This window comes from Azonexus sp. (assembly GCF_030824335.1).
In the GTDB taxonomy this organism is placed as follows: Bacteria; Pseudomonadota; Gammaproteobacteria; order Burkholderiales; family Rhodocyclaceae; genus Azonexus.
Map to the genome: position 1 here is coordinate 90,649 of NZ_JAVBXX010000005.1, position 26,466 is coordinate 117,114.

Annotated in this window: 16 protein-coding genes; 7 read left to right on the plus strand and 9 right to left on the minus strand. The window is 59.6% G+C overall.

The genetic code is table 11. From position 1 onward, the window contains the following. Nucleotides 1–11: 11 nt before the first annotated feature. Entirely contained in the window at nucleotides 12–6,062 is a 6,051-nt protein-coding gene (locus RCI20_RS02140) for an alpha-2-macroglobulin (RefSeq protein ID WP_306602857.1), read from the minus strand. 278 nt (nucleotides 6,063–6,340) lie between these two features. Between RCI20_RS02140 and RCI20_RS02145 the strand changes: the two genes are divergently transcribed. The 5 genes from RCI20_RS02145 to RCI20_RS02165 all read left to right on the plus strand — a co-directional run bounded on the left by RCI20_RS02145 (nucleotide 6,341) and on the right by RCI20_RS02165 (nucleotide 10,227). After that, nucleotides 6,341–6,589 (plus strand): type II toxin-antitoxin system CcdA family antitoxin, encoded by a 249-nt coding sequence (locus tag RCI20_RS02145; RefSeq protein WP_306602858.1) that lies wholly within the window; start codon nucleotides 6,341–6,343, stop codon nucleotides 6,587–6,589. A gap of 3 nt (nucleotides 6,590–6,592) precedes the next feature. Further along, the gene (locus RCI20_RS02150) at nucleotides 6,593–6,904 is read left to right on the plus strand and encodes a CcdB family protein (RefSeq protein WP_306602859.1); all 312 of its coding nucleotides are present in this window, start codon (nucleotides 6,593–6,595) and stop codon (nucleotides 6,902–6,904) included. 61 nt (nucleotides 6,905–6,965) lie between these two features. Further along, on the plus strand, nucleotides 6,966–8,300 hold the full coding sequence (locus tag RCI20_RS02155; RefSeq protein WP_306602860.1) for a cobyrinate a,c-diamide synthase: 1,335 nt from the start codon (nucleotides 6,966–6,968) through the stop codon (nucleotides 8,298–8,300). 101 nt (nucleotides 8,301–8,401) lie between these two features. Next, the gene (locus RCI20_RS02160) at nucleotides 8,402–9,328 is read left to right on the plus strand and encodes a Tim44 domain-containing protein (protein ID WP_306602862.1); all 927 of its coding nucleotides are present in this window, start codon (nucleotides 8,402–8,404) and stop codon (nucleotides 9,326–9,328) included. Nucleotides 9,329–9,453: 125 nt separating this feature from the next. After that, nucleotides 9,454–10,227 carry a class I SAM-dependent methyltransferase gene (locus RCI20_RS02165; protein ID WP_306602863.1) on the plus strand — a complete coding sequence of 258 codons (774 nt, stop codon included), beginning with the start codon at nucleotides 9,454–9,456 and terminating at the stop codon, nucleotides 10,225–10,227. Between the two features lie 149 nt (nucleotides 10,228–10,376). On the opposite strand, the gene cobA is transcribed toward RCI20_RS02165, so the two are convergent. Next, nucleotides 10,377–11,126 carry a uroporphyrinogen-III C-methyltransferase gene (cobA, locus tag RCI20_RS02170; protein WP_306602865.1) on the minus strand — a complete coding sequence of 250 codons (750 nt, stop codon included), beginning with the start codon at nucleotides 11,124–11,126 and terminating at the stop codon, nucleotides 10,377–10,379. A 46-nt stretch (nucleotides 11,127–11,172) separates the two neighbouring features. Next, on the minus strand, nucleotides 11,173–13,944 hold the full coding sequence (locus RCI20_RS02175) for an ATP-binding protein (protein WP_306602866.1): 2,772 nt from the start codon (nucleotides 13,942–13,944) through the stop codon (nucleotides 11,173–11,175). Between the two features lie 311 nt (nucleotides 13,945–14,255). On the opposite strand from RCI20_RS02175, the gene RCI20_RS02180 reads away from it, so the two are divergent. Next, the gene (locus RCI20_RS02180; RefSeq protein ID WP_306602867.1) at nucleotides 14,256–14,636 is read left to right on the plus strand and encodes a hypothetical protein; all 381 of its coding nucleotides are present in this window, start codon (nucleotides 14,256–14,258) and stop codon (nucleotides 14,634–14,636) included. Between the two features lie 16 nt (nucleotides 14,637–14,652). Here the strand turns inward: RCI20_RS02180 and RCI20_RS02185 are convergent, their stop codons facing one another. The 6 genes from RCI20_RS02185 to RCI20_RS02210 all read right to left on the minus strand — a co-directional run bounded on the left by RCI20_RS02185 (nucleotide 14,653) and on the right by RCI20_RS02210 (nucleotide 25,301). After that, the gene (locus RCI20_RS02185) at nucleotides 14,653–18,006 is read right to left on the minus strand and encodes a PAS domain-containing protein (RefSeq protein WP_306602868.1); all 3,354 of its coding nucleotides are present in this window, start codon (nucleotides 18,004–18,006) and stop codon (nucleotides 14,653–14,655) included. Nucleotides 18,007–18,144: 138 nt separating this feature from the next. Then, nucleotides 18,145–20,910 (minus strand): ABC transporter substrate-binding protein, encoded by a 2,766-nt coding sequence (locus RCI20_RS02190; RefSeq protein WP_306602869.1) that lies wholly within the window; start codon nucleotides 20,908–20,910, stop codon nucleotides 18,145–18,147. Nucleotides 20,911–20,987: 77 nt separating this feature from the next. Next, nucleotides 20,988–23,105 carry a PAS domain-containing methyl-accepting chemotaxis protein gene (locus tag RCI20_RS02195; RefSeq protein WP_306602871.1) on the minus strand — a complete coding sequence of 706 codons (2,118 nt, stop codon included), beginning with the start codon at nucleotides 23,103–23,105 and terminating at the stop codon, nucleotides 20,988–20,990. A gap of 288 nt (nucleotides 23,106–23,393) precedes the next feature. Further along, the gene (locus tag RCI20_RS02200) at nucleotides 23,394–24,074 is read right to left on the minus strand and encodes a DNA alkylation repair protein (RefSeq protein WP_306602872.1); all 681 of its coding nucleotides are present in this window, start codon (nucleotides 24,072–24,074) and stop codon (nucleotides 23,394–23,396) included. Nucleotides 24,075–24,256: 182 nt separating this feature from the next. Beyond that, nucleotides 24,257–24,727 (minus strand): TerB family tellurite resistance protein, encoded by a 471-nt coding sequence (locus RCI20_RS02205; RefSeq protein WP_306602873.1) that lies wholly within the window; start codon nucleotides 24,725–24,727, stop codon nucleotides 24,257–24,259. 448 nt (nucleotides 24,728–25,175) lie between these two features. Continuing rightward, nucleotides 25,176–25,301, minus strand: coding sequence for a hypothetical protein (locus RCI20_RS02210; protein ID WP_306602874.1), 126 nt, complete (start codon nucleotides 25,299–25,301; stop codon nucleotides 25,176–25,178). 288 nt (nucleotides 25,302–25,589) lie between these two features. Between RCI20_RS02210 and RCI20_RS02215 the strand changes: the two genes are divergently transcribed. Next, on the plus strand, nucleotides 25,590–26,462 hold the full coding sequence (locus RCI20_RS02215; RefSeq protein WP_306602875.1) for a hypothetical protein: 873 nt from the start codon (nucleotides 25,590–25,592) through the stop codon (nucleotides 26,460–26,462). Nucleotides 26,463–26,466 lie beyond the last annotated feature (4 nt).

Consider the following 26,466-nt stretch of genomic DNA (forward strand, 5'->3'; position numbering starts at 1 on the left):
GACCGCTAGACCTACTTCGCCACCGCATTCACCTTGAACGCCGCGCCAGCCGAGCGGCCATAGACGCGCCGCTCGTACATCGCCTCGCCGTAGGCGGCAGGCACCACGAAGTTACCGGCATTGGTTGCCCGCACCCGGTAAGTCACCTCGGTCATGGAGCTACCGACCGTACCGTAGAACAGCACGCGATCTTCGCGGATATCGGCGTAGTCGATTGCCCAGCTGCTCTTACCGCCCAGACGCCGCTGCCACAGCGGCACGTCTGGCGCATCGTCGTCAGCGGGCGCGGTCAGCACTGGCTCAAGGCCGCCGGGCAGGACGTCCACCAGGGCCACCTGCTCGATCTGGCTGCGCTCGGTAGCACGCACCCGGACGCGCGCCGTCAGTTCGTCGCCGACTTGCGCCTCGCTCACCACATTGCCCTTGGCATCAAGGAACTCGCGAATGATTTCCAGGCCCTTGACAACCGATTCCCTAGGCACGCTCTTCTCGTAGCCCGATTCCAACCAGCCGTAGAACAGCGGGAATTCACCCCCGTTGTTCAGTTTCAGGGAGCTGCTGTCGAGCGGCACGGCGAGCTTGGCCAGCGCCAGTTTTTGCGGCACCTCGAGCGCCTTGGCCACGTTGGTGGCGTTGACCGCGCTGACCCCAAGCTTGCCGGCGGCCGATTGCGCAGCCCGCGCGGCGTAGGCATCGATTGCCATGACTAGGCGTGCCGCTGACAGGCTCTGGTAGTAGTTCTCCTGAATGGCCTTTGCCATCTGCTCCCAGGTCGCCATCGGCAAGGCCTTGAGCCGGCCGGGGAAGTGCAGGGCAACGAGCTGGATCAGTCCGGCATGCTGCACCAGCGGATCGTAGTAGTAATTCCAGCGCCAGTCCTTCCAGGGATCCTCCTCAGCCAGCAACGACTCCAGCGCCGGCTGTAACAGTTCCTGGGCGATCCGCTCCTGCTTGGTCAGCATGAAGCCCGCCGCCAGATAGGCTGCGCCCAGATCGCGACGCAGGAATTCGCGGCGCCTGGCATCGTTTTCCTTGTTCAGGCGCTGACGCAGGCCATCGTGGAGGTTGCTCAGGATAGCCGTGGTCACGATTCCCTGCCGGGTCAGCAGGTAGGCCGCCTGAGCCTGGACCCGCCACTGATAGTCATAGGGGGAAACATCGGCGAGCTGGCTTTGCAAGTAAACATTGGCCCGCTGCAGCAGGTCGTTGGGCACGGCAAACTTACGCTCCCTGGCTTCAACCAGCAGATTCACCACATAGGTCGTGGCGAACAGGTCGGAGAAATTGCCCGGCCACATGGCGATGCCGCCGTCGGATGTCTGACGCGAGCGAACCTGGGCCAGATAGCGTTCGAAGCTTTTCTTCGGATCCGGCGCCCGGGCGTCCTTCTGCCGGGCGCGTTGCAGTTGCTCCTGCACTTCCGGACGGCCGGCCAGGATCACCGCCGGGAAAATCTGGCTGGTGATCTGTTCTGAACAACCGTGCGGATAGACTTCGAGGTATTGCAGCAAGCCGAAAGAGTAAGCCCAGGGCGAGGTCGACAAGGCCAATTCGCTGCGTTTGAAATTGGGATAGAGATCGACCTGACTGTCCAGTTTCGCCTCGCCGCGAAATAGACCCGTCTGCACTTGAGTGACATAGGGCGAGGCCGGGCGAATGCTCAGCTCGGTCGTCAGTTGTGCCTTGGCATCGCCAACCCGGGCGCTGAAAGTGACTTTGGCAGACCCCAGTTGGGCGGCCGCCGCTGACTTGGCCTTGACCCGGAACTTGGTGGCGGCTTCCGAACGCTCACTGATCTTGAGCGTCTGCGTCGCCGGCCCAACGACTTCGAGACCGGGTGAAACGCTCAGCGTCAAGGCCACGGGAGCATCCTTACCGCTACCCTTGGTCTGGTTAGCGACGCCGACGCCGATTTCCACTTCATCACCGGGCGTCATCGCTACCGGCACATTGGGTAGCAGCACGACATCGCCGCGCACCAGGGTATTGGTGGTGGACGTCGACACCGCGTCCTCATTGACCGTCACCGCCATGACCCGCAAGCTGCCGTTGAAGCTCTCCGGTACCGTATAGGAAAACTCGCGGCTGCCATTGACCTCGACGATGCCCGACCAGAAGACCACGGGCTTGTCGGTGCGCCGCTTGAAGGGATTGAGGTGCTTGCCTGCCTCGCCTTCGCCATCACCGCCGGGCGCTGCCTGCATGAGCTTCTTGAATTCCGGCAGGATCAGATCGAGCGTCTGCTGGGTACCAACCTCGAGGGCGCGCTTCTGGAAGAAATGTTTGAGCGGGTCCGGCGCCTGATAGCGGGCGACCTGCAGGATGCCTTCATCGACGGCAAAGACGATGGCCCGGCTGGGGACCTTAGCCTCCAGACGGAATTTGGCCGTCTGCCCCGGCTTGATGAGTTCCGGCGCCGTCAGGCTCACCACGTTGGTCCGTTTGGCCAGGCTGGTCGCGAAGGGCACGACGCCGTAGCTGAGCGGGCTCATGTAGATCTCGTTGGAGGCGAGATCGCGGGCGAACTGCACCGAGACATAGCCGTTGCCCTCGAAATCTTTGGGGAGCGTGATTTTTTGCACCGAAGCCGTGTCCTTGGCGGTAAACCAGTGATGCACGAAAACCTTGTCGCGCTCGATGGTGATCAGGCCGCTGCCGGCGTAGGGTGCGCGGATGCTCACCTCGACTTCCTCGCCCGGCGCGTAGTCCTTCTTGTTGAGCGACAACTGCAATTCGGCATTGCGGTCGAGCGAACGGGAGACATTGCCGTTGCCGGCCACGCTGTAATCGACCCGCGCCAGTTCGAGGCTCTGGGCATCGCGCACGACGTAGGCGAAATTGCCCGGCGTCTGGGTTGCCAGCATGACGCTGACGCCATTGGCACCAACGCTGAAGGCATCTTCCTTGAGTACGGTTTCCTTGCTGCGCGATTCGTACTTGTAAAGCCCGTTGGGCTGTTTCAGCAACACCGAAACCACCTTGCGTTCGAGGCGTACCAACTTGAGGTTGTTGACCGCCGCTTTCTTCGCCCGGGGATCGATCGCGATGAAATTGACGTTACGCACACCGCTACGGGTGATGTAGCCGAGATCGCCGTCGGCCTTGTAGCCGATCAGGAAAGGCCGGTCGGAAACCAGGGCCGAGGCTTCCGCCGCGACACTGCGGCCACCTTCCGGCTCGAATGCCTTGACCAGCAGGTGCAGCTGGTAGGTAGCTTGGACGTAACGCTGCAGGCCGAGCGCAATATCGGTATTGCCGGCACTGTCCGAGTTGCTGCCCTGTAGCGGCTCATGGTGGCGCTCGCGGGCCCGGGCCGGGTCGAAGAAGGCGTAGTCGGGATGATTGCGGAAGGCCGGGTAGGCCGGCGCCAGCGTCAACTCGGCCTCGATGCGGCGATCCGGAGCCGGTGTGCCGAACAGGTTCTGTACATTCACCTTCGCCGCCAGATCCTTGGGATGCACCCAGCCGCCATCGGCTTCCTGCGACAGGCGGGCCATCACCTTCATGCGGTCGGGCATGAACTCCTGGACCTTGACGGTGACGCTGCCCAGCCGCAAGGACGGCACTTCGGGCGCGCCCGGCGCGGCGGAACCGCTGTCGCGGGCCAAGTTGAGATTGATCGTGTAATTGCCGGTCGGCGAACTGTCCTGTGTCGCATGGCTGAATTCCGCCATGCCGGCCGCCCCCAACTTGAGCTTTTCGCGCCGCACAGTGAGGCCGCGGGCGTCGATCACCTCGGCCTCGACCGGCAGGTCGGCGAGCTTTTGCGCCCAGTTGGCCGATTTGGCCATGATGCCGATGTTCATCGTGTCGCCGGGTCGATAGATGCCCCGGTCGGAAAAGAGATAGGCCTGGATCTGGTTGGGCAACGCGCCCGAGCGCACGCCACCGATATCGAAGCGCGACAGGTCGAGATTGCGATCGGCCCGGTTGAGCGGCAGGAAACTCATGTCGCCGCCTTTCCTGACGACCAGCACGACCGGCGTCTTTTCCCGCGTCATTCCGGTCAAGCTGGGCAAATGCGCCCGCCCTTGGGCATCGGCGGCCTGGCTGGTGAGAACCGCGCCATTGCGTGCCCAGACCTCGACCATCGCGCCGGCCACCGGTTGGCCGCTGGCAATCGACTGGACGAAGACATCCCGCGAACCATCGAGCGCCCGCTTGGCGACGATGCCCAAGTCGGTCACGATGACCAGCCGGCGATCGCGCATCTGGGTCGGATCGACATTCTCCGCGGCATCCTCTCTCTCGCCCTCGTAATAGCCTTCCTCACCCTCGCCTTCGCCGCCATATCGCGGGCGATCGGCTTCGGGATCGGGCGCGGCGACGTTGGCCGCCTTGGGGTCGTAGCCCTGGACCGTCAGCAGGAAAATGCCGCGGCGATCCGTCGCATCGGCCCGCAGGTATTCGCTGAAATCGACCGTCTCGTAATGCGTCTTGCCCGGCTTTAGGCTGAGCGGAATCTGCTTCTCGAAGCGCTCGGTCAGGTGATCCTGGGTGATTCCCGAATAGAACTCGGGACGCGCCATGTCGCCCTGCGACTGGGTGACCAGATGCTGCAACTGTTGCGGCAGCAGGCGGCCGATTTCCAGCCGTACACCGGGCAGGTCGCGGACCACGATGGGCAGCTTCTTGTCGCCGGACAACGCCAGCAGCGAGCCTTTGCTCATGATGCCCAACTCCGGCGCCGAGCGCTTGATGCGGAGAATCTCGTCACGGTTGGCGGCCAGTTGATAGCCGCCCACCGACTTGAGGCCTTTCTGGATGCGGACCAGCAGGTAGCGGCCGGGTTCGGCAACGAACTTGAAGGCATGCCCCTCACCGCTTTCCCGTTCGGCCGGCAGCAGCAGCAAGGGCAGCTTCGACGACTGCTTGAGCACCGCCTCGGTAATTTCGGCGGGATCGCTCCAGGCATAGGCCTCGTCGCCATTCGGCCCTTTCGCAGGCAGCAGCCAGGCGGTCGTCGCCCGGTTCATTTCCTTTTCGTGCACCGCCATGCCGGTCGTCAGCTGCAGGACGTTTTCCGGGTCGCCGTTGTCGGCCGTGACGATCAGTTGCTTGAGTTCGGTAATGTCGAGACTGAACAGGCCGGGAATCGCCACCGCCTTGACCACCTCGTTCGCCGTCCCCTTACCACCGCGCTGGGCCGTAACCCCGGCGCCGATGTGCAGGCTCAGCGGCACGTCGCTCTGGGGAATCGGCAGCGGATCGGAATGCACCGATGCCGCCAGCCGAAGCTTATCGTAGGTCACCGTATATTTCAGCGCGTCGCCAAACTTAGCCAGACTGCTGACGGCCCCCTCAGCGAGCAGACGTAACTTCTTCTCGAAAATATCGGGATTGACCGGATGCGAGAAGGCAACCTCGAACACCGCCTTGCGCAGGCTGACCTGGACCGGGTCCTGATAAAACTCCGCACCGCGGATGTCGACCTCGAATGTCGGCGCGGCAAAACTCAGCTCGCGCTCCGCCGTGACGTGCGGAGCCAAGGTCTTGGCGCCAAGCTTGACCGTGTAGCGTTCGCCGATCGGCCAATCCTCATTGGGCAGGAATTCGAGCCGGTTGGCCGCGCTCCACGTCCATTTGCCGGGCAGAGCCGGGGACAGCTCGATATCCTGAGCCTCCTTGCCGACCCGGGCGAGCGGCGCCGCCGATACCGAAAACTTGAAGATCACCGGCCGTGGCTTACCGTCACCATCATATGGAGTCCGCGTCGGACCTTCGACCCGGATATCAGTGGTTTTGATCTCGCCCTGGTCGGGACGTGCCCCGGAGAAAGTCTGCCAGTCCCACCAGTTTTTCCAGCCGCCGACCGGACCATGTGTGGCGCCCCAGACACCGCCAATGAGCAGCACAACAAGGAGGACAACCCAGGCGGCCTGATCACGGCACCAGCGGCCGAGCGGAGAAAGTCGGGTTTGCAGCCAGGCCAACCAGACCGGCGGCTGCCAGTTCATGTCGCCGAGCACTACCCGACCCAGTGCCGCCAAAGGCCGCCAAGCGATACGGGCAACCCGGCTCAGGCCGACGGCGACGCGACATACTTTCTCATGCATACCCATGATCACCCCTGAATCATTTTTTTTTCATCCCGGCAAAGCTGGAAACCATATTCTGGCCAATTACATGCATCACAAGCCCGGTTCTGACATGACGGATAGGCAGGAAGAGCAATCGGCGGAGAATTCCACCGTAATTATCTTCTATCCATATAACATATGGAAGCGACAAATCAATGCACGTGCATCGATCGAGAGGCGCAGGTGGAGTGGTGATCGCTTTGACAGCCCACCGAGCAATGCGTACGATCATGCGCATTCACTGACAAGAAGAAATCGTCATGGCCCTCCTCACCAGCAGCACACCAAAAAGCCGCCTGTCGCTATCGATCAGCCGGGAATTGCTGGAACGCCTCGAACCCTACAAGCACGAAATCAATTTCTCGGCCGAAGCCGAGCAGCTCTTTACCCGCCTGCTCGAGCAAAGGGAAAACCGTGACTGGGCGAAGCGCAACGCCGATGCGCTGGTCGAACACGGCCGGGCAATTGCCGCCAACGGTCTAGCCGGCAGCGAATTCGAGCGCATCTAGGACGTGGCGCAATACGACATTTACCCCAATCCGGGTAGCCGGAGGGCCGACATTCCCTTTCTCGTCGCCATCCAGAACGACCACATCTCCAGTCGCACCGGTGCTACCGTAGTCATTCCCCTGCGCGCCGGACTGCCGCCGGTCGAAATCATGGCGCCACAAGTAGAGGTTCCTAGGCATGGCCATTTCATATTGTCCACCGACGAAATCTTCACCATCGACAACCATCGCCTGCGCCATGCCGTGGGCAGCCTTAACTTGACCGACCGGGCGAAAATCCGGCCAGCCATCGACAAGCTGATCGGCGAGTACTGATCCCGCATCATCGAATCAAGAAGACTTTACGTTTTCTCCATCCCCTACCTTGGTACCTGATTTGCCAGCCTCCAACATCGTTTTCGACTTCATTTCCTGCTCCGCCCTGCTCATCGCCGCTCCCGCCTCCGGGCAAGGCAAAACCACCGTGGTCGCCGCGCTCGCCCGCCTGCACGCCCGCCAGGGACGGCGGGTTACCGTGTTCAAGTGCGGTCCGGATTTTCTCGATCCGCAAATTCATGCCTTCGCCAGCGGTCGACCGTGCCAGAATCTCGATCTGGGCATGTGCGGCGAAGCCGATGCCCGCTGGCGACTGGCCCGCGCCGCCAAAGACTCCGACCTGATCCTGATCGAAGGCGTCATGGGCCTGTTCGACGGCCAGCCATCCGCCGCCGATATTGCCGAACGCTTCGCTATCCCGGTCATGGCCTTGATCGATGCCGGCGCCATGGCGCAGACCTTTGGCGCCATGGCGCACGGCCTCGCCACTTACCGGCCCGGCCTGCCTTTTGCCGGTGTGCTGGCCAACCGCGTCGGCAGCGCGCGCCACGCGGAAATCCTGAAAGACAGCCTGCCGCCCGGTATGGGCTGGTTCGGGGCCTTGCCAAAAAGCGGCGACAGCCTGCCGGAACGCCACCTCGGCTTGTTGCAGGCCGCAGAAATCGACGACCTCGCCACCCGCTTGGACAAATTGGCCGATGCGCTGGAAGCCAGTGCCGGCACGACGGGAAATACGCAAAATTCTGCGGTCGACCTGCCCAAACCGGTGATTTTTACCGCCGCACCGCCGCCGGCACTGCCCCCCTTACTCGCCGGCCAGCGCATCGCCATCGCCCGCGATGCAGCCTACGGTTTCATTTATCCGGCCAACCTGGAAACCCTGCACAGCCTGGGTGCCGAGTTGCGATTTTTCTCGCCGGTCGCCGGCGAGCCTTTGCCGGATTGCGACGCCGTCTGGCTACCCGGTGGCTACCCCGAACTGCACGCCACGGCACTCACGGAAAATGCGCCGCTGTGGCAGGCGCTGCGTACCCATGTCGCCGCCGGCAAACCGCTACTCGCCGAATGTGGCGGTATGATGAGTCTGTTCGAAGAGGTCGTGGACAAGGCCGGTGTTGCCCATCGCTTCGCCGGCCTGCTCCCGGGCCGCTCGATGATGCAGCAACGTCTTGCCGCATTGGGCACGCAGTTCGCCGAACTGCCGGAAGGCCGCCTTGCCGGGCATACCTTCCATTACTCGAAAAGCGACTCCTCACTAACCCCGCTGGCCCATGCGACCACGCCTGATGGCCGGCCAGGTGAGGCGATCTACCGCCAGGAGCGGCTGACCGCTTCCTACGTGCACTTCTATTTCCCGTCGAATCCGGAAGCTGTCGCCGCACTCTTCAAGCCCTGAAACACTGCGGATTTTGCGAATAGTTATTTAGCCACACCCTGATTTTTCCGATGCTAAAGCTGCGTACAATACAGCCACAACTTTGTCTAAAGGAGACATCCATGAACAAATTCATCGCGATGGCAGCCGCTGTAATCATCGGCTTCACGCTGAACATCAATGATGCAGAAGCCAAGCGCCTGGGTGGCGGTGGCTCGTCCGGCATGCAACGTCAGGCCGCACCGGCCAACAACAACGTCACGTCGGCACCGAGCAAGCCGTCAACGGCTGCTGCACCACAAGCCCAGCCCAAGCGCTCGTGGATGGGCCCGCTGGCCGGTCTGGCAGCCGGTCTGGGTCTGGCCGCGCTGGCTTCCCACCTCGGTTTTGGTGAAGAACTGGCCAACTTCATGATGATCGCCCTGCTCGGCGTCGTCGTAATCGCGGCAATCGGTTTCTTCATGCGCAAGAAGGCGGCAGCGGCAGCCGCAGCACAAGGACATGGCATGCAGTACGCTGGCGCAGGCGCGAACTTCAACGCCACCCCCGGCAACAATGCACGCCCTGACTTCACCCCGGCTGGCGGTTCGTCTTACGCCCCAGCCGCCGCAGGTGCGGTTGCCGGCGCTGCTACCGGTGCCGCAATGGCAGCCAACGGATCGACCTCGGGCAATATCCCGGCCGACTTCGATGTCGACGGTTTCGTACGCAACGCCAAGGTCAACTTCATTCGCCTGCAAGCGGCCAACGATGCCGGCAATCTGGACGACATCCGCGAATTCACCTCGCCGGAAATGTTCGCCGAAATCAAGCTGGCCATCGCTGAACGCAAGGGCGCCAGCCAGGAAACCGATGTCCTTCATCTTGATGCTCAGGTGATCGACGTAGCCGAAGAAGGCAATCGCTACATCGTCAGCGTGCATTTCAGCGGCGAGATTCGCGAAGAGCGCAATGCAGCACCGGAGAACTTCTCGGAAATCTGGCACATGAGCAAGCCGGTCGACGGCAATCGTGGCTGGGTGATCGCCGGGATTCAGCAAGTCCAGTAATCCAGCCCGGCTTGGGGTCCCGCAGGGGATCTCATTTCTGGTCAAAAAAGCCGGCGGCAACCCCGCCGGTTTTTTTATGCGCGCCGGGGTTTGTATACTGTGCCAAACAAATCGATGGATCACCCGTGCATCAGCCAACAATCCGCATTGAAGCTCTGAGTCCCGAGTTCGCCGACGCCGTCACATTATTGGCTGCGACCCTGTCATTACCGCAAACCGGCGATGCCGGCCATGCCCTGCAACTCGGCCCACGCGGCCTGCAATTGCAGGAACTCGGCCCGGATGCCGCCGGCCCGGTACGCGTCGATTTCGTCGAGGGCGCATTAGCCCACCGGCGCCAGCAAGGCGGCGGCAACGGACAAATGATCGCCAAGGCCGTCGGCGTGCAACCCGGCATCCGGCCGATCATTCTCGACGCCACCGCCGGCCTGGGACGCGACGCCTTTGTGCTGGCCGGTCTCGGCTGTCAGCTCTGCCTGATCGAGCGCCAGCCGATCATCGCGGCGCTGTTGGCCGACGGCCTGCAACGGGGACGGCTCGATCCGGAAATCGAACCGATCATGCAGCGCATGCGTTTGCTGCAAGGCAATGCGATCGCGTTGATGCACGCCTGGCAGGACGAAGCGCCACAGGTGATTTATCTCGACCCGATGTTTCCGGAGCGCACCAAGACGTCGCTGGTCAAAAAGGAAATGCGCGTCTTTCGCCCACTGGTCGGCGATGACGATGACGCCCCGGAACTGCTGGTCGCCGCACTGGAGCTGGCCTCGCATCGCGTCGTGATCAAGCGACCGCGCAAGGCGCCAAGCATCCCCGGCCAGTTGCCGGGTTATGTCATCGAAGGAAAATCCAGCCGCTTCGACATTTATCCGAAAAAGGCGCTGAAGGCGAAATCCTGAATTCGCTTCCCGGTCAAAAGCTCACAACTCAGCGCAATTCAGGCAAATTCCTGCGGTCGACCGCAGAATCAGCCCTTTTTCCATGCTTCTGGGGCCAGCCTTTGGTTCTATGGTCCTGGGGCCAGCCTTTGCTTCCCTAGTCGCGAAACTCAGTCCTTTTCCGGCAACAAGGAAAGAACGCTGCCGATGACGATCAGTGCGGGTGGTCTGACACCTTCTTCTTGCGCCGTTTTCGGCAGGCCGCCCAGCGTACTGGGGAAGATTTTCTGCTCGGGCAGGGTGGCCTTGTAGATCAACGCAGCCGGCGTATCCGGCGCCAGACCGGCCGCCATCAGGTTATCGGCAATGCTCTGCAAACCGGTCACCCCCATGTAGATGACCAGTGTCTGATTCGGCTGCGCCAGTGCAGTCCAATTCATTTCGACCTGTTCGTCCTTCAGATGCCCGGTGACAAACGTGCAAGTCTGGGCGTGATCGCGATGCGTCAGCGGAAATCCAAATGCCGCCGCAGCCCCCAGCGCAGCGGTGATGCCCGGCACCACCTCCACCGGAATATGCGCAGCCCGCAACAATTCGAGCTCTTCACCACCCCGGCCGAAGACGAAAGGATCACCGCCCTTCAGGCGAACCACGCGTTTGCCACTGCTGGCCAGGCGCAGCAACAAATGGCTGATTTCCTCCTGCGGCATGGTGTGCATGGAAGCGATCTTGCCAACGTAAATCCGCTCGGTGGCAGGAGGAATCATATCGATGATCTGCCGGCCGACCAGATTGTCGTAGACCACAACTTCCGCCGCCTGAATCAGCCGGCTGGCCTTCAGAGTCAGTAGCTCCGGATCTCCGGGGCCGGCCCCGACCAGGGCAACAGAACCCGTGGTCAGCGTTGTCTTTTGTTCCATCGTCCACTCCCGACCCAAGGCCGCCGAAAAGCGCCGCAGTATACGCTCAGCCTGGGGCAGTTCCCAAGGCAGTGGGTAACCAGTGCAACAGTTTTTCCTGCAGGATATCGAGCTTGATCGGCTTGCTCAGGTAGTCGTCCATGCCAGCTGCCAGACAGTACTCACGATCACCTTCCATCGCATTGGCGGTCAGGGCGATGATAGGCAAACGTGCCACGGCTCCTCGTTCAAGCTCGATCTCGCGCCAACGGCGTGTCGCGGAAAAACCATCCATCACCGGCATCTGGCAATCCATCAGAACGACATCCCAGACGCTATCGCACATCCAGGCCAGCCCGGCCTCGCCATTCTCCGCCAGTGCCGGCGTGATACCCAGCTTGCCCAGCAATGCGCGAACCAACATCTGGTTGATCGTATTGTCCTCAACGACCAGCACACGCAAACCGGCCAAGCCATCGCTAGCCATGCTGAGCATCGGCCTGACCACACTCGCTTGGGGCGATGGCAGCGAGACATCGAGCAGCGCGGCTAGGGCAGATTGACGAAGCGGCAGATACAGTCGGCGCAAGCCGGTCAGTTCATCACTGTCTTCGATGCCTTGACGACGCGTCAACAACAGCACCGGTTGCGGCTCGGGCAACCCGGCTTGCCGGCAGGCATCACGTAACGTACCGGCACGATGTACCGGCGCAGGCGCATTGCTCAGATCAAGCAGGATCAATCGATCCGGCGAGTGGCGCAGGATTTCCACCGCCTGCACATGATCGGTGGTGCTACGCACATCAAACCCCCAGCTTTGCAACTGGGCCGGCAACAATCGGCGGTGACCAACGTAGAGCACCGGCGAACCCGCCGGCAAACCCGAGCGTAGATCCAGCCCTGCCGGCGGCTCACTGAAACACACCGAAAAATGAAAGGTGGCACCGGCACCAGGCTGACTGTGCATGCCAATCTCGCCCCCCATCAACTGCACCAATTGACGGCTGATCGCCAAACCCAGACCGGTGCCGCCAAAACGTCGGGTAATCGAACCATCCACCTGCGAGAACGACTGAAACAACAGCGATTGCTTGTCTTCAGCGATACCGATCCCGGTGTCGCTGACGGCGATCTCCAGCCGACAGGGCTGCTCCGGGTCGGCACAAACCTGAATCTCGACTTCCCCTGCCTCGGTAAACTTGATGGCATTGCCCAGCAAATTGCTCAACACCTGACGCAAACGCCCTTCGTCACCAACGACTTGGCGCGGCAGGGCCGAGCCGGTGCGATAGCCGATCTCCAGCCCCTTATCTGCAGCCCGTTCGGCAAAGAGTTCCAGCACCTCTTCGATACTCAGCAGCGGGTCAAAAATCACATTCTCGAACTGCAGCTTGCCCGCCTCGATTTTCGACAAATCGAGGATGTCGTTGATGATCTTGAGCAAGGACTCCGAGCTTTTCTGCACGGTCAACGCCAATGAACGCTGTTCTTCGTTGAGCGAGGTATCGAGCAACAGATCGTTCATCCCGATGACACCGTTCATCGGCGTCCGGATTTCGTGGCTCATGTTGGCCAGAAACTCGGATTTGATACGCGCCGACTCCAGCGCTTCGTCACGCGCCAGGCGCAAGGCGGCCTCCTGGGCAAGACGCTCGGTCACATCGACGATCACGCCGGCAAAGAAGCTGTCACCGCCGGTTTCCACATGACTGACCGCCAGATGTATCGAAAAAATCTCGCCATTCTTGCGCCGGGCATTAAGCATACGCAGATGGCCGATCACGTTGGCTTCGCCGGTTTCCAGATAGCGTGCCAGATAATTGTCGTGCTGGTCGGCATGCGGGTTCGGCATCAACATGCTGACATTTTGTCCGGTCATTTCCTCAGCTGAATAACCGAACATGTCCGCCGCCACGCGATTGGTCTGAACGATCCGGCCGCGCGTATCAATCACCACCACCGCCTCCAAAATACTGTCAAAAATGGCTCGCTGCTTGGCTTCATTGAGGCGCAACGCATGCCGTGCATCATTGCGATGCGTGATTTCGGCACGTAACTGGCGGTTTGATGCTGCCTTGTCCCGCATGGCCTGACGCATATTGCGCAGACTGATCCACAACAAGAGCAAAATCGCACCAATCATCACCGCCGACAGATAAGCCGCATTACGCAAACCACCAGCCAGAGACTCTTCCGCAAGGCGCATCGAACGACGGATTTCGAGCACCCCGCGCACATCACCGACCACCCAGTCGGTCTTCGGCGATCCGGGATAAGTGTTGTGACACGCCACGCAGCTCTCAAGCATCCGATCTGCCGTGGCATAGCGCAGGATTCGCTCACCGTTCATCTCGACCACGCGAAAATAGGGCTGGCCTGGATCGGTTTTCAAGCTGGCCATGGCGGCGCGCTGAAAATCGTCCAGCACGCGCTTTTCCGCCCGCCAGGGAAAAGCCAGATCGCTGTATAACTGCACCCCGAAACTCTCATTCTGACCGGACAGAAATTCACCGAAATCCAGGGTGAAAGTTGCCGGCAAAGGCAGGGCGTTGGGCAAATGACGATACGCATGGGTAATCTGCATACCGCTGGCGCGCGCCCGGGGAACAATTTCGGCGCTGTAAAAATTGCGAAACTGAGTCACCGAGCGAGAGAAACTTCTTGCGTCGTCAACCGCTGTATCGAGATCGCGCTGACCGATTTGCTGCGCCAGATACCAGATCACAAAACCGGCGCCCAAGGTCAGGAAAACGCCAAGCAACGGGACAAACAGGGTCAGGAAACGCTGCGGCAGAGGGCTTTCAAAACCATCGGAGGAGTCGGGGGAGTCGGGTGGCAAGCTCATTCCATAATGATAGCTGCAAAATTTCCGGAGGCATTCATAAGTGGACGGCACGAAGACCGGGGTAGCGACGCAAGCAAATCGCATTATTGCGGTCGACGCACCTCAATGAGAAGAAAGCGGGCTTGGTTGCAGGGAAAAACGGTCTATACTGAAAATAGTTGATTGGAACAGTCGAGTATTATTCTGAAGCACAAAAAATCCCGGTGTCTGCCCCTTGCCGCAACCCGGCAGTCGCCTATCGGAGTGCGCGTATGCTAATGATTCAGGAAGAGGCCATACAACGAATGCGGCGTGACCACGCATGCATGATTGACCTGATTCAGCGCATCAAGGCTTCATGCACGCAAAACGGTGTTGTTGAAAGTTGTCATCATTGCCAGTCGGATCATCGCCAACTGTGTCACGCCAATATCGAACAACTGGTCAAAGCCTTCGTCGAGGCCACGCTCAAGCACAACGTGATCGAATCCCTGTACATGCAGGATGGCGTGCCAAAAGACCACCGCATCGCGCACAACAAGGCACACCAGGCCATTGCACAACAACTGCAGGCCATTCGCATCATTTTCTCGGAAGATGGCAACTGTGTTCTGGCCATTCATGGCGTAGACGATGTGCTGGCTACGCTGCAGACACACTTCGCCGAATTCGATCAACAGCTGGAAAGCTACCTGCTGCAGTTGTAATCCGCCGCGGACTCGCCTATTTGCTGCTCGGCAACAACCACGCCGCGAGCGCTTCAAACAGTCGATCCGGATCGACCGGTTTGCTGAGATGGTCGTTCATGCCGGCATCCAGACAGATTTGCCTGTCCTCACTGAAGGCATTCGCCGTCATGGCGAGAATCGGCACTTCCGCATAACCGGGCAGTTTCCGGATTTCCCGGGTAGCATCGATGCCGTTCATCTTGGGCATCTGCATATCCATCAAGATCAAGTCGTAGCGATTTTGCCGGGCCAGCGCCACGGCAACTATGCCATCTTCCGCCACATCGACCCGTAGCCCGACATCTGTCAGCAAACCGTACGAAACTTCCTGATTGATCGGTTCGTCTTCAACCAGCAAGATATGGCGACCGGCACACTCATGGCGCAGCCGTACCTCGGCCGACTGCTGTGCCTCAGCCTTCGGGGGTGACAGCAAGGGTTGGTCGGGCAAACGATCCAGCTGCACGATGAACCAGAAGGTACTCCCTTCACCCGGCTTGCTGTTGATGCCGATATCGCCCCCCATCATGCCGATCAAGCGCTTGCTGATGGCCAGCCCAAGGCCGGTCCCGCCATACTTCCGGGTCATTGAATTATCAGCTTGTTCAAACGCCGTAAACAGGCGTTGCTGATCGTCGACATTGATACCGACGCCGGTATCGCTTACCTCGAAACGCAGGACCGCTGTATCGCCCCGCGTATCCAGCGCCAGCACACGCACATCAATCCGGCCCTGCTGGGTAAACTTGATCGCATTGCCGACAAGATTGAGCAGCACTTGGCCCAAGCGCAGTGGATCGCCCTGCATCGGCATGCCGGCCAGTTCGGCGGGCAGATGAATATCCAGCAGCAAACCCTTGTCGACCGCCCTTTGCCCAATCAGGGCGGTCAACTTGTCCATCAAGTCCCCCAGCGTAAACGGAACGCTCTCCAGCGTCAGACGCTCGGCCTCGATTTTCGACAAATCGAGAATATCGTTGATCAATACCAGCAAATGCTGCGATGCCTGATCGATCTTGCCGAGATAATCGCGCAACTGTGGCTCATCGGTGCGGCGCAGGGCGATCGCCGCCATCCCCATGATGGCATTCATCGGCGTCCGCAGCTCATGACTCATATTGGCCAGGAAAGTGCTCTTTGCCCGACTGGCGGTTTCTGCTGCTTCCTTGGCGATAGTCAAGGCCGTTGTCCGCTCCTCTACCAGATGCTCCAGATGATGGCGGTAATGCTCCAGCTCCATTTCTGCCAGACGACGCTCGGTAATATCCTGGACGGTGCCGACTGAACGCAGCGGTTTGCCATCTTCTCCATACAGCGTTTCACCCCGTTGCTGCACGTACTTTATACGGCCATCCGGCAACAACAGGCGATGCGAGATGTCTACCCTGGAGAGTCCGGTCGCCAGACCACGCTGATAATTCTCATGCAGACTGTCGCGATCCTCCGGATGCACGGCGGCAAGGAAGGTTTCGTAGCAGCAATCGAACTGCGCCTTGTCAATTTCGAAGATGCGATGAACCTCGTCCGACCAGGTCAGGCGCCGGGTCAGCAAGTCGAACTCCCAATCGCCGATCCGCCCGATACGCTGCGCCTCGCTCAAGCGCAGGGTGCTGCGCAGCAAAGCACTTTCGATTTGCTTGCGCTCGGTGATATCGGTGGAAATGCCGCACAAACCCCAAACCTCCTTGGTCTCGCCATGGATATAAATCGGTGTCTTGATTTCCCAATAAGTGCGGCTATGGCCAGTTTCATCCTGTACTTCGATTTCTTCTTCCGTATGCTCTCCAGCTAACACGAGTGCATCAACCTCCTTCAGGCGTTGCACGGTGGCCGGCGGAAAGAAACGTTCGTCGGCACTGCCCGGCAGTTCCTCGGCACGAACGCCGAACAGGTCGAGCGTAGGCTGGTTGGCATAAACATAGCGACCGGAAGCGTCTTTCATGTAGATGAACGAACTCACGTAATCCAGCGCCTCGCGGAAGCGCTCTGCTTCGGTCAACGCCGCCCGTAAGCGAATTTCCGTTTGCTTGATATCGGAAATATCGGAAACCAGGACAAAGAAGCCACGTACCTCACCGTCCAGGATGTCCGGGATGTAATGCGCCCAGGTGTAACCCGTACTGCCATCTGCCTTGATCAGCGTGCGCTCGAACGAGCAAGCCTCACCTCCCAAGGCAGTACGGATAAAAGGCTCATTGCGCTTGAACAATTCTTCGCCGAGCAACTCCTGGATCGTCAAGCCGTGCATCTGTGCCGGCTCCCGGCCAAACCATTCCCGGTAGGCGCTGTTGGCGAAGCCACAACGCAACTCGGCACTCCAGTAACCCACCATGCCGGGAATGATATCGATCAGCGAACGAAGAAAATGCTCGTTGCCGGCCAGTGCGGCATTGGCTGAAGCAAGCAACTGTTCGGCGCTATGCCGACGCCTTTGCAGCAGGTACAAGCCGCCCATGCAACTCAAGGCGAGCAGGGCAAATAGACTGACTTCGGCACGCAGCCGATCACGCCAGTCGGCATACAGCACTTCCATATCCCGACTGATCGCGATGACCAGCGCCTTGTCCATCTTCAAGGCGGCTGGCTGCACGGTGCGTTGCGCCATCATCCGGTACTCACCGGTCGTCATGACCTTACCGATCAACACGCTAGCCGCTTCCCCGCTCTGCCGATGGCGACTGAAGAAAGAGCCGGAACGGGCCAGATCCGCCCCTTGCAAATCCAGCCGCTCGGGCATGGTCAGAAACAGCTTGCCATCGCCATGGGCCAGCGCAGACCACATGTCTGGTGTGCGATTCACCGCATCCAGCATCATCCTGAATTCCTCCGGATCGAGCGTTGCCGCGACGACCCCGGCAAACTCGCCGTTTTCTCCCGGAATCACGCGCACCACATTCATCGACCAGACGCCCAAGCTCGTCAGGAAAGGCGGGCCGATGTAAAAACGTTCTACATCCGGATTTTTCTGCGCCACCTGGAAATACTCGCGCTCGGAAATCGTCGCACCAATCAGTTCGGAACGATTCGCCGCCAGGATTTTCCCTTGTGCACTGATGATCGCCATCGTCCGCACCCCCGGCATGGCGTCGACAAAAGCGCGCAGGCGTAAAGTTGCGCGATTCATGCCATCTGGCTGACTCTCCCAGTATTTGACATCGTTCCGAACGCTATTCAGCGCTCGGGAAACCGAATCCAGATGGCGACTCAGGCTGTCATGCAAAATTTTGCTCTGGGCCGTCAGATGCTCACGTTCACGGGCTTCAATCGCGGCGTGCTCGTCCATCGCCGACCAGCCGATGAAGCCGCCAAGGGTCAGCAACGCCCCCAGAAGGAACAGCCATTCCTTCATGCGTTACCTGAGCAAAAGAGCAGAGAAAGAGAGTGAGCGAGCCATAACTTTAGTCATAGTTTGTATGCACCAAGTATCGGCCACGTTCACTGGCCTGTCCAGCAAGGATCGCCTCACCTCCGGCGCTTGCCTGCTGCTTCAGGCGAAAGGCAACTCGACCCGGAAAGTGCTGCCGCGTCCAGGATGACTTTCAACACCAATACTTCCACCCATCATCTCGACCAGTTTCCTGCTCAGTGCCAAGCCCAACCCGGTACCGCCGTATTTCCGGGTCGACGACCCGTCCCCCTGCTCAAACAGCGTAAAAATCCGCTGCTGATCTTCGAATGCAATGCCGATACCGCTGTCGATCACTTCGAAACAGACCATTCTCTGTCCGGTCAGCGAAGTACTTTCCCGAGCCGAAAGCTGTACCGAACCCGCATCGGTGAATTTGACGGCGTTGCTCAGCAGGTTGCTCAATACGTGGCCCAGACGCAGGGAATCGCCCAGCAAGGGACGCTCGCGCAGTATCGGCGCCAGATCGACCAGAAGCGCCAAACCCTTTCTTGCCGCACTTTCCCTGGGCTGGGTCAACAGAGGCTCCAGGAAGTCGGGAAGCAGGAAACTGTCCTGCTTCAACACCAACTGATCCGCCTCGATACTGGCAATTTCGATCAGGTCATTGAGCAGGTTGAGCAGGCGTTCGGCAGACTCACTCTGGCGGTCTAGCAATTCCCGGACTTTCGGTTCGCTGACACGGCGTTTCACCATCTCGCCCAAGCCCATGATGCCGTTCATCGGTGTGCGCAATTCATGGCTGATGTTGGCCAGGAAGATACTTTTTGCACGACTGGCCACTTCAGCCGCTTCCTTCGCCAGTTGCAACTCCTCGGTGCGCCGGCCGACCATCGTTTCCAGATCCTGCCGATAGCGCTCGCGTTCCTGCTCGGCCCGCCGACGCTCGGAAATGTCCCGGGTGATCCCGACGATCTGGTAGGGCTGCCCCTGGTCATCCAGAATTATCGCCGTCACCACCTCGGTAGGAATGATCCGGCCATCCCTGCACGGCTGATCGATTTCCAGCTGGGAAAACCGCGCAGCATCGTCACCTTCGGCAATCCGCCGCAGGCTATCCTGCAATGCCGTCTGAACGTCCACCAACGACGCCGGGGTCAATGCAGAGTCCAGGGTTTGCTGCATGGCTTCCTCGGCCGACAAGCCGCGCAGACGTTCCACCGACGGACTGATGTAACTGAAACGCAAGGACGGCAACTCCAGCGTCCAGATCACGTCTGTACTGTTTTCGGTAATCAGCCGATAGCGCATCTCGCTCCGCGCCAGCGCCTCCCGTGCCCGCGAGCGCTCGACAGCCAGCGCCGCCAGCCGGGCATGATTCTCGATGGCCAGAATCTGTTCTCCACTCGGGGCGGCCACCTGTTTCCGGTACATCGCAAAAGTACCAACGACCTTGCCGTTCCTGTCCTTGAACGGCTCGGACCAGCATGAGCGCAATCCGGTTTTCGCCACGATGGCGCGGAACGCTGTCCAATAGGGATGATTGAGGACATCCTCAACCACCACGCGCTCACCGCGAAAAGCTGCGGTACCGCATGATCCGACACCATCGCCGATCACTAAACAACTGATCGCCTGACTGTAATCCTCGGGCAGACTCGGTGCGATCCCTCGCGACAAATGCCTACCCTCGGCATCAAGCAACAATATCGAGCAAAAAACATCGGGATCCATACGCTCGACGCCGGCAACCAGCGTAAGCAAAACCTGCTCGAGCGATTCTCCCTGATTCAGTTGTTCGAGCACCTGAGCCTGCAACTGCAACTCTTCGGTCCGCCGGGCCAGCGAACGCTGGCTGCGACTCAAGCGCCGATTCATGCGAATGCTGTACAGCGCCGCCGCACCAGTCAAGAGCAGAATCGCCAAGGCAATACCAAGAATGCGATAAAGCCTTTCATTCAGGTAGCCACGCTCCTCCTGAAACAGAAAACCATCCAGCGAGACAGTCCTGGGCAGCATGCCGAGATCCGCATAGGTATCAGCAATGTGCTGCCAGCGCCCCACATGCATGTAACCGATACCGACAAGATCACTGCGAATCAGCGGCTGCATCTGGCCGGATTCGAATTCCAGGAATGCCCGGTCCAGGCTGCCGGCGGATTTTGCAAGAATGACGCCAATCGTTTCGTCGATGTGCGCCATGGCATATTCCCAGCCGCGCAAACTGGCCTGACGAAATGCTTCCGCCCGTTCGGGATGATCGACCAATTCCCGACTACTGCTGAACAGGTTATCGCCGTAGAAATCAATGCCGGCCGCACGGGGAGAAAATGTCTGATAGTCGAAGCCACCCTGGCGCAAGGCAAATGGCTCGCTGATCGAATAAGCCGACATGACCTCGACTTGCCCCTGAACCAGCGCACTGGTATCGAATTGATGCGGCAACCGGGTGATCCGGTCGAGCGGCACCTTCTCCCATTTGAGGTAGGCAAGCAGTTCTTCCGAATGCGGCTCGAGCATGATGCGCTTGTCGACCAGATCATGGACGCTGCGCAGGCCTTCGCTTCTGGCGGCGAGAAAAACCAGCGGCGAATGCTGGAAGATCACGGCCATCACAACGACTGGCTTGCCTTTGCCTCGCTCCAGCAGCAAGCTGCTGGTACCAACGCCATAGTTGGCCCGGCCGGCCAGCACTTCCGTAACCACATCGGTGGCAGGACTGGCTTCGCGAATCTCCACATCCAGCCCGACATCCCGGTAATAACCCTTTTCCTGGGCCATGTAGTAGCCGGCAAACTGGAATGCGTGGGTCCATTTCAGCTGCAGGACTACCCCTTCCGCGGCGCATGCAGCAGAGGCAAACAGTCCAAGAATGGCCAAAAAACTGATGATCCGGGTATTGCTCATCGATTTGCCGCTACCTTGCCATGAGAACCGGAAAAGTATGACACACCACCCGGCAATATCCCTGCTACTCCGCGCGGCTAGACCGCAAAGCGGCTGACCGTACCCTGCATCCCGGTCGCAGTTTCAAGCAATTGGTGAGCACCGTTCGACACATCGGCGGCTACCGCATTGTTCTCATCCGACAAACCGGAAATTCTCTCGACATGGCTGCGGATATTTTCAGTCGCCACCCCCTGTTCGCGTAGAGCATCGGAAATACTCGCCACGACCGTCACCACCTTGGCCGCGCTATCGCGGATACGCTGGATTGCCACCCCGGCTTCGTTCGCCAGCGCAACGCCCTGATCGACTTGGCTCACCCCGGCCTCCATGGTCGACACCGCTTCGTTCATGCCGACCTGGATGGCTTGGATCATGCCGGCGATTTCCCGGGTGGCGCTTGCCGTCCGTTCAGCCAGTTTGCGCACTTCATCGGCCACAACGGCAAAACCACGCCCACTTTCACCCGCACGGGCAGCCTCGATTGCCGCATTCAAGGCAAGCAGGTTGGTCTGGTCGGCAATCTCCCGAATTACCATGATGACGGAGGAAATACGCTGCGACTCGCCGCCCAGCGCCAGGATCGTATCGGTTGAATGGCGCACCGTCCGGGCAATAGCCTCCATACTGCTGACGGCGTTGTGAATTACCGCCGCACCATTTTCACACGTGTTGCCGGAGGCGACCGAAATGGCGTGCGCCTCGGCAGCGCTATCCACCACTTGAGCCATACTGCTGCTGACCTCTTCAGTCGTGCTCGCCACACCGGCGGTCGATTCGCTCTGCGCCTGCGATGACAGCGCCACTCGGTCAGCCACCGCAACCATGATCTGCGCGTGCATTGCCACCTGGTCGGCATTGCGCTGTATCTCGGTCAACATGCTGCGAAACATCCCACGCAAATGGCTGATCGAAGCCAGCAGGCTGCTGTGGTCAAGCGGATTCACCTCGATACGCAAGGCAAGATTGCCGGAGGCCACGTGCCGGGTGATTTCACAGGCATAACGCGGATCGCCCCCAAGCAGACGCTGCAGATTGCGAATCACCATGGTGCCCAGCAGGCTGACCAAGAGCACAATCGCCAAGCCCAGACCACCGAGCAGCAGGTAGTTCTCTTCGATAATTGCTGCGGCTTGCTTTTCGTCCTCGGCAATCCGTGCATTGGCCATCACCACAACCTGATCGATGACCGCCCGGTGCTCGGCGTAAAGTGCGGCCAGCTCCGGCAACAGGCGTTCGGCAGCCTCACGGTCGCCGGCCTTCAAGGCAGGAATGAATGCCTGATCGCGGCGTTCAAGAAAGGCGACGCCCGGCCGGTAGGCATCTTCCACCATCAAGGTTTTCATCACGCCGGGTTCCAGGTCCTTGACCCAGACCTGGTGGCGGACATCAAAATCCTGGCGCAACTGCGCGCTCTTCTCGAATAGCGCCGGCAAGGCGGCCGGTTCGGCACGCAGCATTTCGAGAACCACCAGATAGGACTCGATCAAATACTCGGGCGGCGGCAGGATGTCGGCCACCAGATCCTTGCCCTGCACCACGCGTTGATAAATCGGACCATTGACCTGAACCTTGCCGAGGCCGTTATAGACCACCGCACCAGCCACGGCAAAACCGATCAGAAACGCCGCCATTAACAGGCGAAGCTGGCTGTTGACCGCCATATCGGGAACCCGCCGAAAAAAATTCAGCCGACGCCATGGCGATGCGCTGACGGCATGCCCACCTTCCAGCCGCACCTTCGCCGTTCCCTGACGAAACTGACGATACAATTCATCCGCTGCCGCAACCTGCTGGCGGCTCGGCTTGGTCCGCATCGACGTATAACCGACAATCCGGCCGTTGTCGTCAATCGGCGCGACATGAGCATTTACCCAGTAAAAATCGCCGTTCTTGCAGCGATTCTTGACAATGCCATTCCACGGTTTGCCCTGACCCAGCGTCGCCCACAAATCGGCAAAAGCCTCAACCGGCATTTCCGGATGGCGCACGATGTTGTGACTGTGCCCCAGCAACTCATCCTCGGAAAACCCGGAAATGCGAACGAAGTCCTGATTGACATAGGTAATCACCCCTTTCAAATCCGTCTTGGTGACGATGGTGACACCCTCGTCCATGACGATTTCGTGGTTGGTGATTGGCAGATTGGTTTTCATGATTCCGGTTACTCCCTTTGCCCTCAGGCAGATCGGCAGGCAGACCCTCCCGACCTCCATGAACAAGCTTGATAGCGTCAGCGAAAGGACAACCAAGCAGGAAACGCGCCCATCATAAAAACACATGCCAATCGGTTTTTAATCGAAGAAACCCCTTTTAAAACAATGAAAAAAAAGAAAGCGCTCAAACCCCAACAAAAAACACCGGCGCCAGAAATACCACCCTCATGTCGGCTATGCGACAGGGCAGAAAGGACCAACAATGCGCGCGGCGGCAAATCGCCCGGATCAGGTCAAATGCCGACAAGCCTCGCGCACACTAAGCTTGGACAAAACCGCCCGCTGCGCATCGACAAAAGCCCGCACAAAATCGGGGTTCCAGCGGGCGTAATCGCGCAGCGCCCAACCAATCGCCTTGCGGATGAAAAACTCCCGCTCGCCAGCCAGCTGCAACGCATGACGCGCCAGCCTGACTTCGTCCGTTTCCAGTCGCCAACCCAGTTGATGCAGCATCGCCGCCCGGCGCACCCAAAAATCGGCATCGGCTATCCACGCATCCATCACCGCTGACGCCGCCGGATCACGCTTCACCGCGACACGCAGCAGCGCGCCAATGACCGCGCTCAAACCATCCACCGTCTCCCACCACGGATCCCGCTGCAGCAGTTCGCGCAACTCGGGCAGATGCGCGACATCCAGCATGCGGACATGCCGACGCAGCAAGTCGATGGCCGTATAGCGAAACTCCCGCTCGGACTTCGCCCACAACAAACGCGCCACAGCCAACAAGACCCCGGCATCGGTCGGCGGCGGGCGTATCAACCCCAACACTGCAGCCCGACGCACCGGCGCCGGCAAACCGAGAAAATCGAAACGGTTCAACAGATAAGCCTTCATCTGCACCGCCCGTCCGGCATCGGCAAGCGGACGCAGAGCGGCCTCAATCGCCGCGACGCGGGCTTCGGGCAACAAATCTGGAGACGACGCTATCCGGATCACAAGCAGCCCTCCTTGAGCGCTTCATTAAGTTTGCTGGCGCAGGCCACGACAAGCGCAGCCTGCATCGCACGCATTCTCGATGATAAAACTGCCCAAATATTGCGGTCGACCGCAGAAATTGGTGGTTTTCTGATGACGAAATGATTCGCTGCTTACGAGCACGCTTCAGCAACCAATTTGCGCACTTGGGGCGGTAGGCCAGCAAGATACGATTGCTTTGGTTGCGTCAAATTCTGCTGCCTGATCCCCCAATGCTTCATCGCCCGCGAAGTAAGTTGTGCTTCGCCTTGGCTAACGTTGCGGTCAGCGTGCACGATGTCGAAAATCGTACGCAACAGGGCTTGCCGAACATTGCGCTGGCGAATCTCGTTGAGCATCGCTTCAATTGCGGGGTGTTCGAGATCAAGTTGTCCATTCCGGTGGCGTAACCCGCTTTGATCGATGTCTTCACAAAACTCGCGCATCACTGTGTCGAATGTTTCGCTGGCGATACCGAGGCGATTAACAATATCCTGGCTTTCCAGACACTCGATTTCCGATTTATCGAGGCCACCATCCGCCAAGAGCGTCAGGGCAATAATCCGGGATTTGGCTTGAGGGCTATCAATCGGGTAGGTACGCATTCGCATTTCTCCTTGAGGGGCTATCCATAATCAATGTCTGTCCGGGACTTCCGGATGGGCAAACTGTATCCACGACTTGCCGACAAACACAGTTAGAAAATGATGATGAACACTTCGAGAAAAACATAAAACCATTACGAAACAATCCCGTTTTTACGGACAGTAAAATGCTCGTTTCAAATGCGGCGCGTTGAACTCGATCTCTTCTGGCATCAGATAGCCAAGAGGGGCCTTGGCCGACGTGCACCGGGTAGCCGTCTGGCAGGTTTGACATTCTTTCTGGCGACAAACTATAGTCCGCCCATGGCTTTGACCTCGCTCTCCGCCCCGACTGTATTCGCGCCCCATGCGGCTGCGATGGTGGATGGTGCAGCCTTGCTTCGCCCGGAACGCTCAGGAATCTGCTCAATCGCCGCAGATTCCTAGGCCCGGCGATACGCTTTTCCCTTCATAGCACAACAAAACCATCGCCGGGCTCAACTGAAGCGAGATTGCGGTCGACCACTAACGCTGCCGCATTTTCGAATTCGCCATACCTTCCCTGTTTCACCTCGTAATCGTGCTTGTGCTGCACGCCGCATCCATTCGCCTGATCCTTCAGCGATTGTCAGCGGCTGCCGCGTAACCCCTTTCTCGCACCATCCGGTACGGGATAACACTTGCCATCCAGGAGTTTTCATGAACATCCACAAACACAGCCTCTGGCCGCCACCAGGAACCTCCGATCTTGACAGTCCGGCAAATGCTGCCCGGCACGGCGCACTACTGCAGCAGTCGGTATGTGCCGCTCTGATCGTCCGGGTTGTCTACTCGCCAGGCGATTCCGTCTCCCGTCATCAATCTGTCAGATAAGGGGGCGGCGATGGATATCTCGCGTCAATTCGTCCGGCAGAAAAACCCCTGTGCCGATGGTTTCCGCTGGTTCATGCGCCATTTTCAGGAAGGCTCGGATTACCAGCCCCTGCTCGATGCGCTCGTGGCAGCCGGGCGGGTTTCCGATGCCTGTTGGCTGATGGATCAATTCGGACCGACCAAGACTGTCCTTGAAGTGGATGCACTGGAGGCGGACGCTTTCGTGTTCGCCGGCAGTCTCCATGTTCGCGGCCAGATCGACGTAGACACCGTACTGCGCATCGGCGGCAGTTTGCGGGCAGCGTCCGGCATTCGGGTCGGGCGCAGCCTGCAGGTCGGTGAAGACCTGTGGGCATCTGGAAATATCCGCTCGCTGGGCTACCTGCAAGTGGGCGGGGATGTGCGTGCCGACTGGAATCTGCAGGTGGACGAGCACCTGAACTGCGGTGGCGACCTGCGCGTCGGCTGGGATGTCGAAGTCGGCACGGATTGCAAGATTGCTGGCACGGCGACAGTAGGCGGCGATGTCGCCGTCGGCGCCGCCCTGAAGTGTCTGAGCAATCTCCGCGCCCGGGGCGCACTGAAGGTCGGTGGCAGCGCCTGGTCGGCGCAGGGCATCGAAGTGAATCAGGGGATCGATGTCACGGACCATCTGGAAGCGTGCTGGGGGATCGTGTCCGGCAAATCCATCGTCGCCGGCGGGGCCATCAAGGCGGGCGAAAGCCTTGCGGCAGAGGAGATCATCCAGGCCGGGTCAGGCTACGGCATCTATGCCGGCCTCAACGTACCGATGGCAGTGTGGGAAGCCAGCGCCTGGGTACGTGCGCGAGAACTGCCGAAACGGCTATTCAGCGGCCATTGGCATCCGCCGCTCACGTCCTGAGCGA

Coding starts and splice junctions, on each gene's coding strand:
- RCI20_RS02140 (WP_306602857.1), bottom strand. CDS start 6,062: ATGGGTATGCATGAGAAAGTATGTCGCGTCGCCGTCGGCCTGAGCCGG.
- RCI20_RS02145 (WP_306602858.1), top strand. CDS start 6,341: ATGGCCCTCCTCACCAGCAGCACACCAAAAAGCCGCCTGTCGCTATCG.
- RCI20_RS02160 (WP_306602862.1), top strand. CDS start 8,402: ATGAACAAATTCATCGCGATGGCAGCCGCTGTAATCATCGGCTTCACG.
- cobA (WP_306602865.1), bottom strand. CDS start 11,126: ATGGAACAAAAGACAACGCTGACCACGGGTTCTGTTGCCCTGGTCGGG.
- RCI20_RS02180 (WP_306602867.1), top strand. CDS start 14,256: ATGATTGACCTGATTCAGCGCATCAAGGCTTCATGCACGCAAAACGGT.
- RCI20_RS02185 (WP_306602868.1), bottom strand. CDS start 18,006: ATGAAGGAATGGCTGTTCCTTCTGGGGGCGTTGCTGACCCTTGGCGGC.
- RCI20_RS02190 (WP_306602869.1), bottom strand. CDS start 20,910: ATGAGCAATACCCGGATCATCAGTTTTTTGGCCATTCTTGGACTGTTT.
- RCI20_RS02195 (WP_306602871.1), bottom strand. CDS start 23,105: ATGAAAACCAATCTGCCAATCACCAACCACGAAATCGTCATGGACGAG.
- RCI20_RS02205 (WP_306602873.1), bottom strand. CDS start 24,727: ATGCGTACCTACCCGATTGATAGCCCTCAAGCCAAATCCCGGATTATT.
- RCI20_RS02215 (WP_306602875.1), top strand. CDS start 25,590: ATGGATATCTCGCGTCAATTCGTCCGGCAGAAAAACCCCTGTGCCGAT.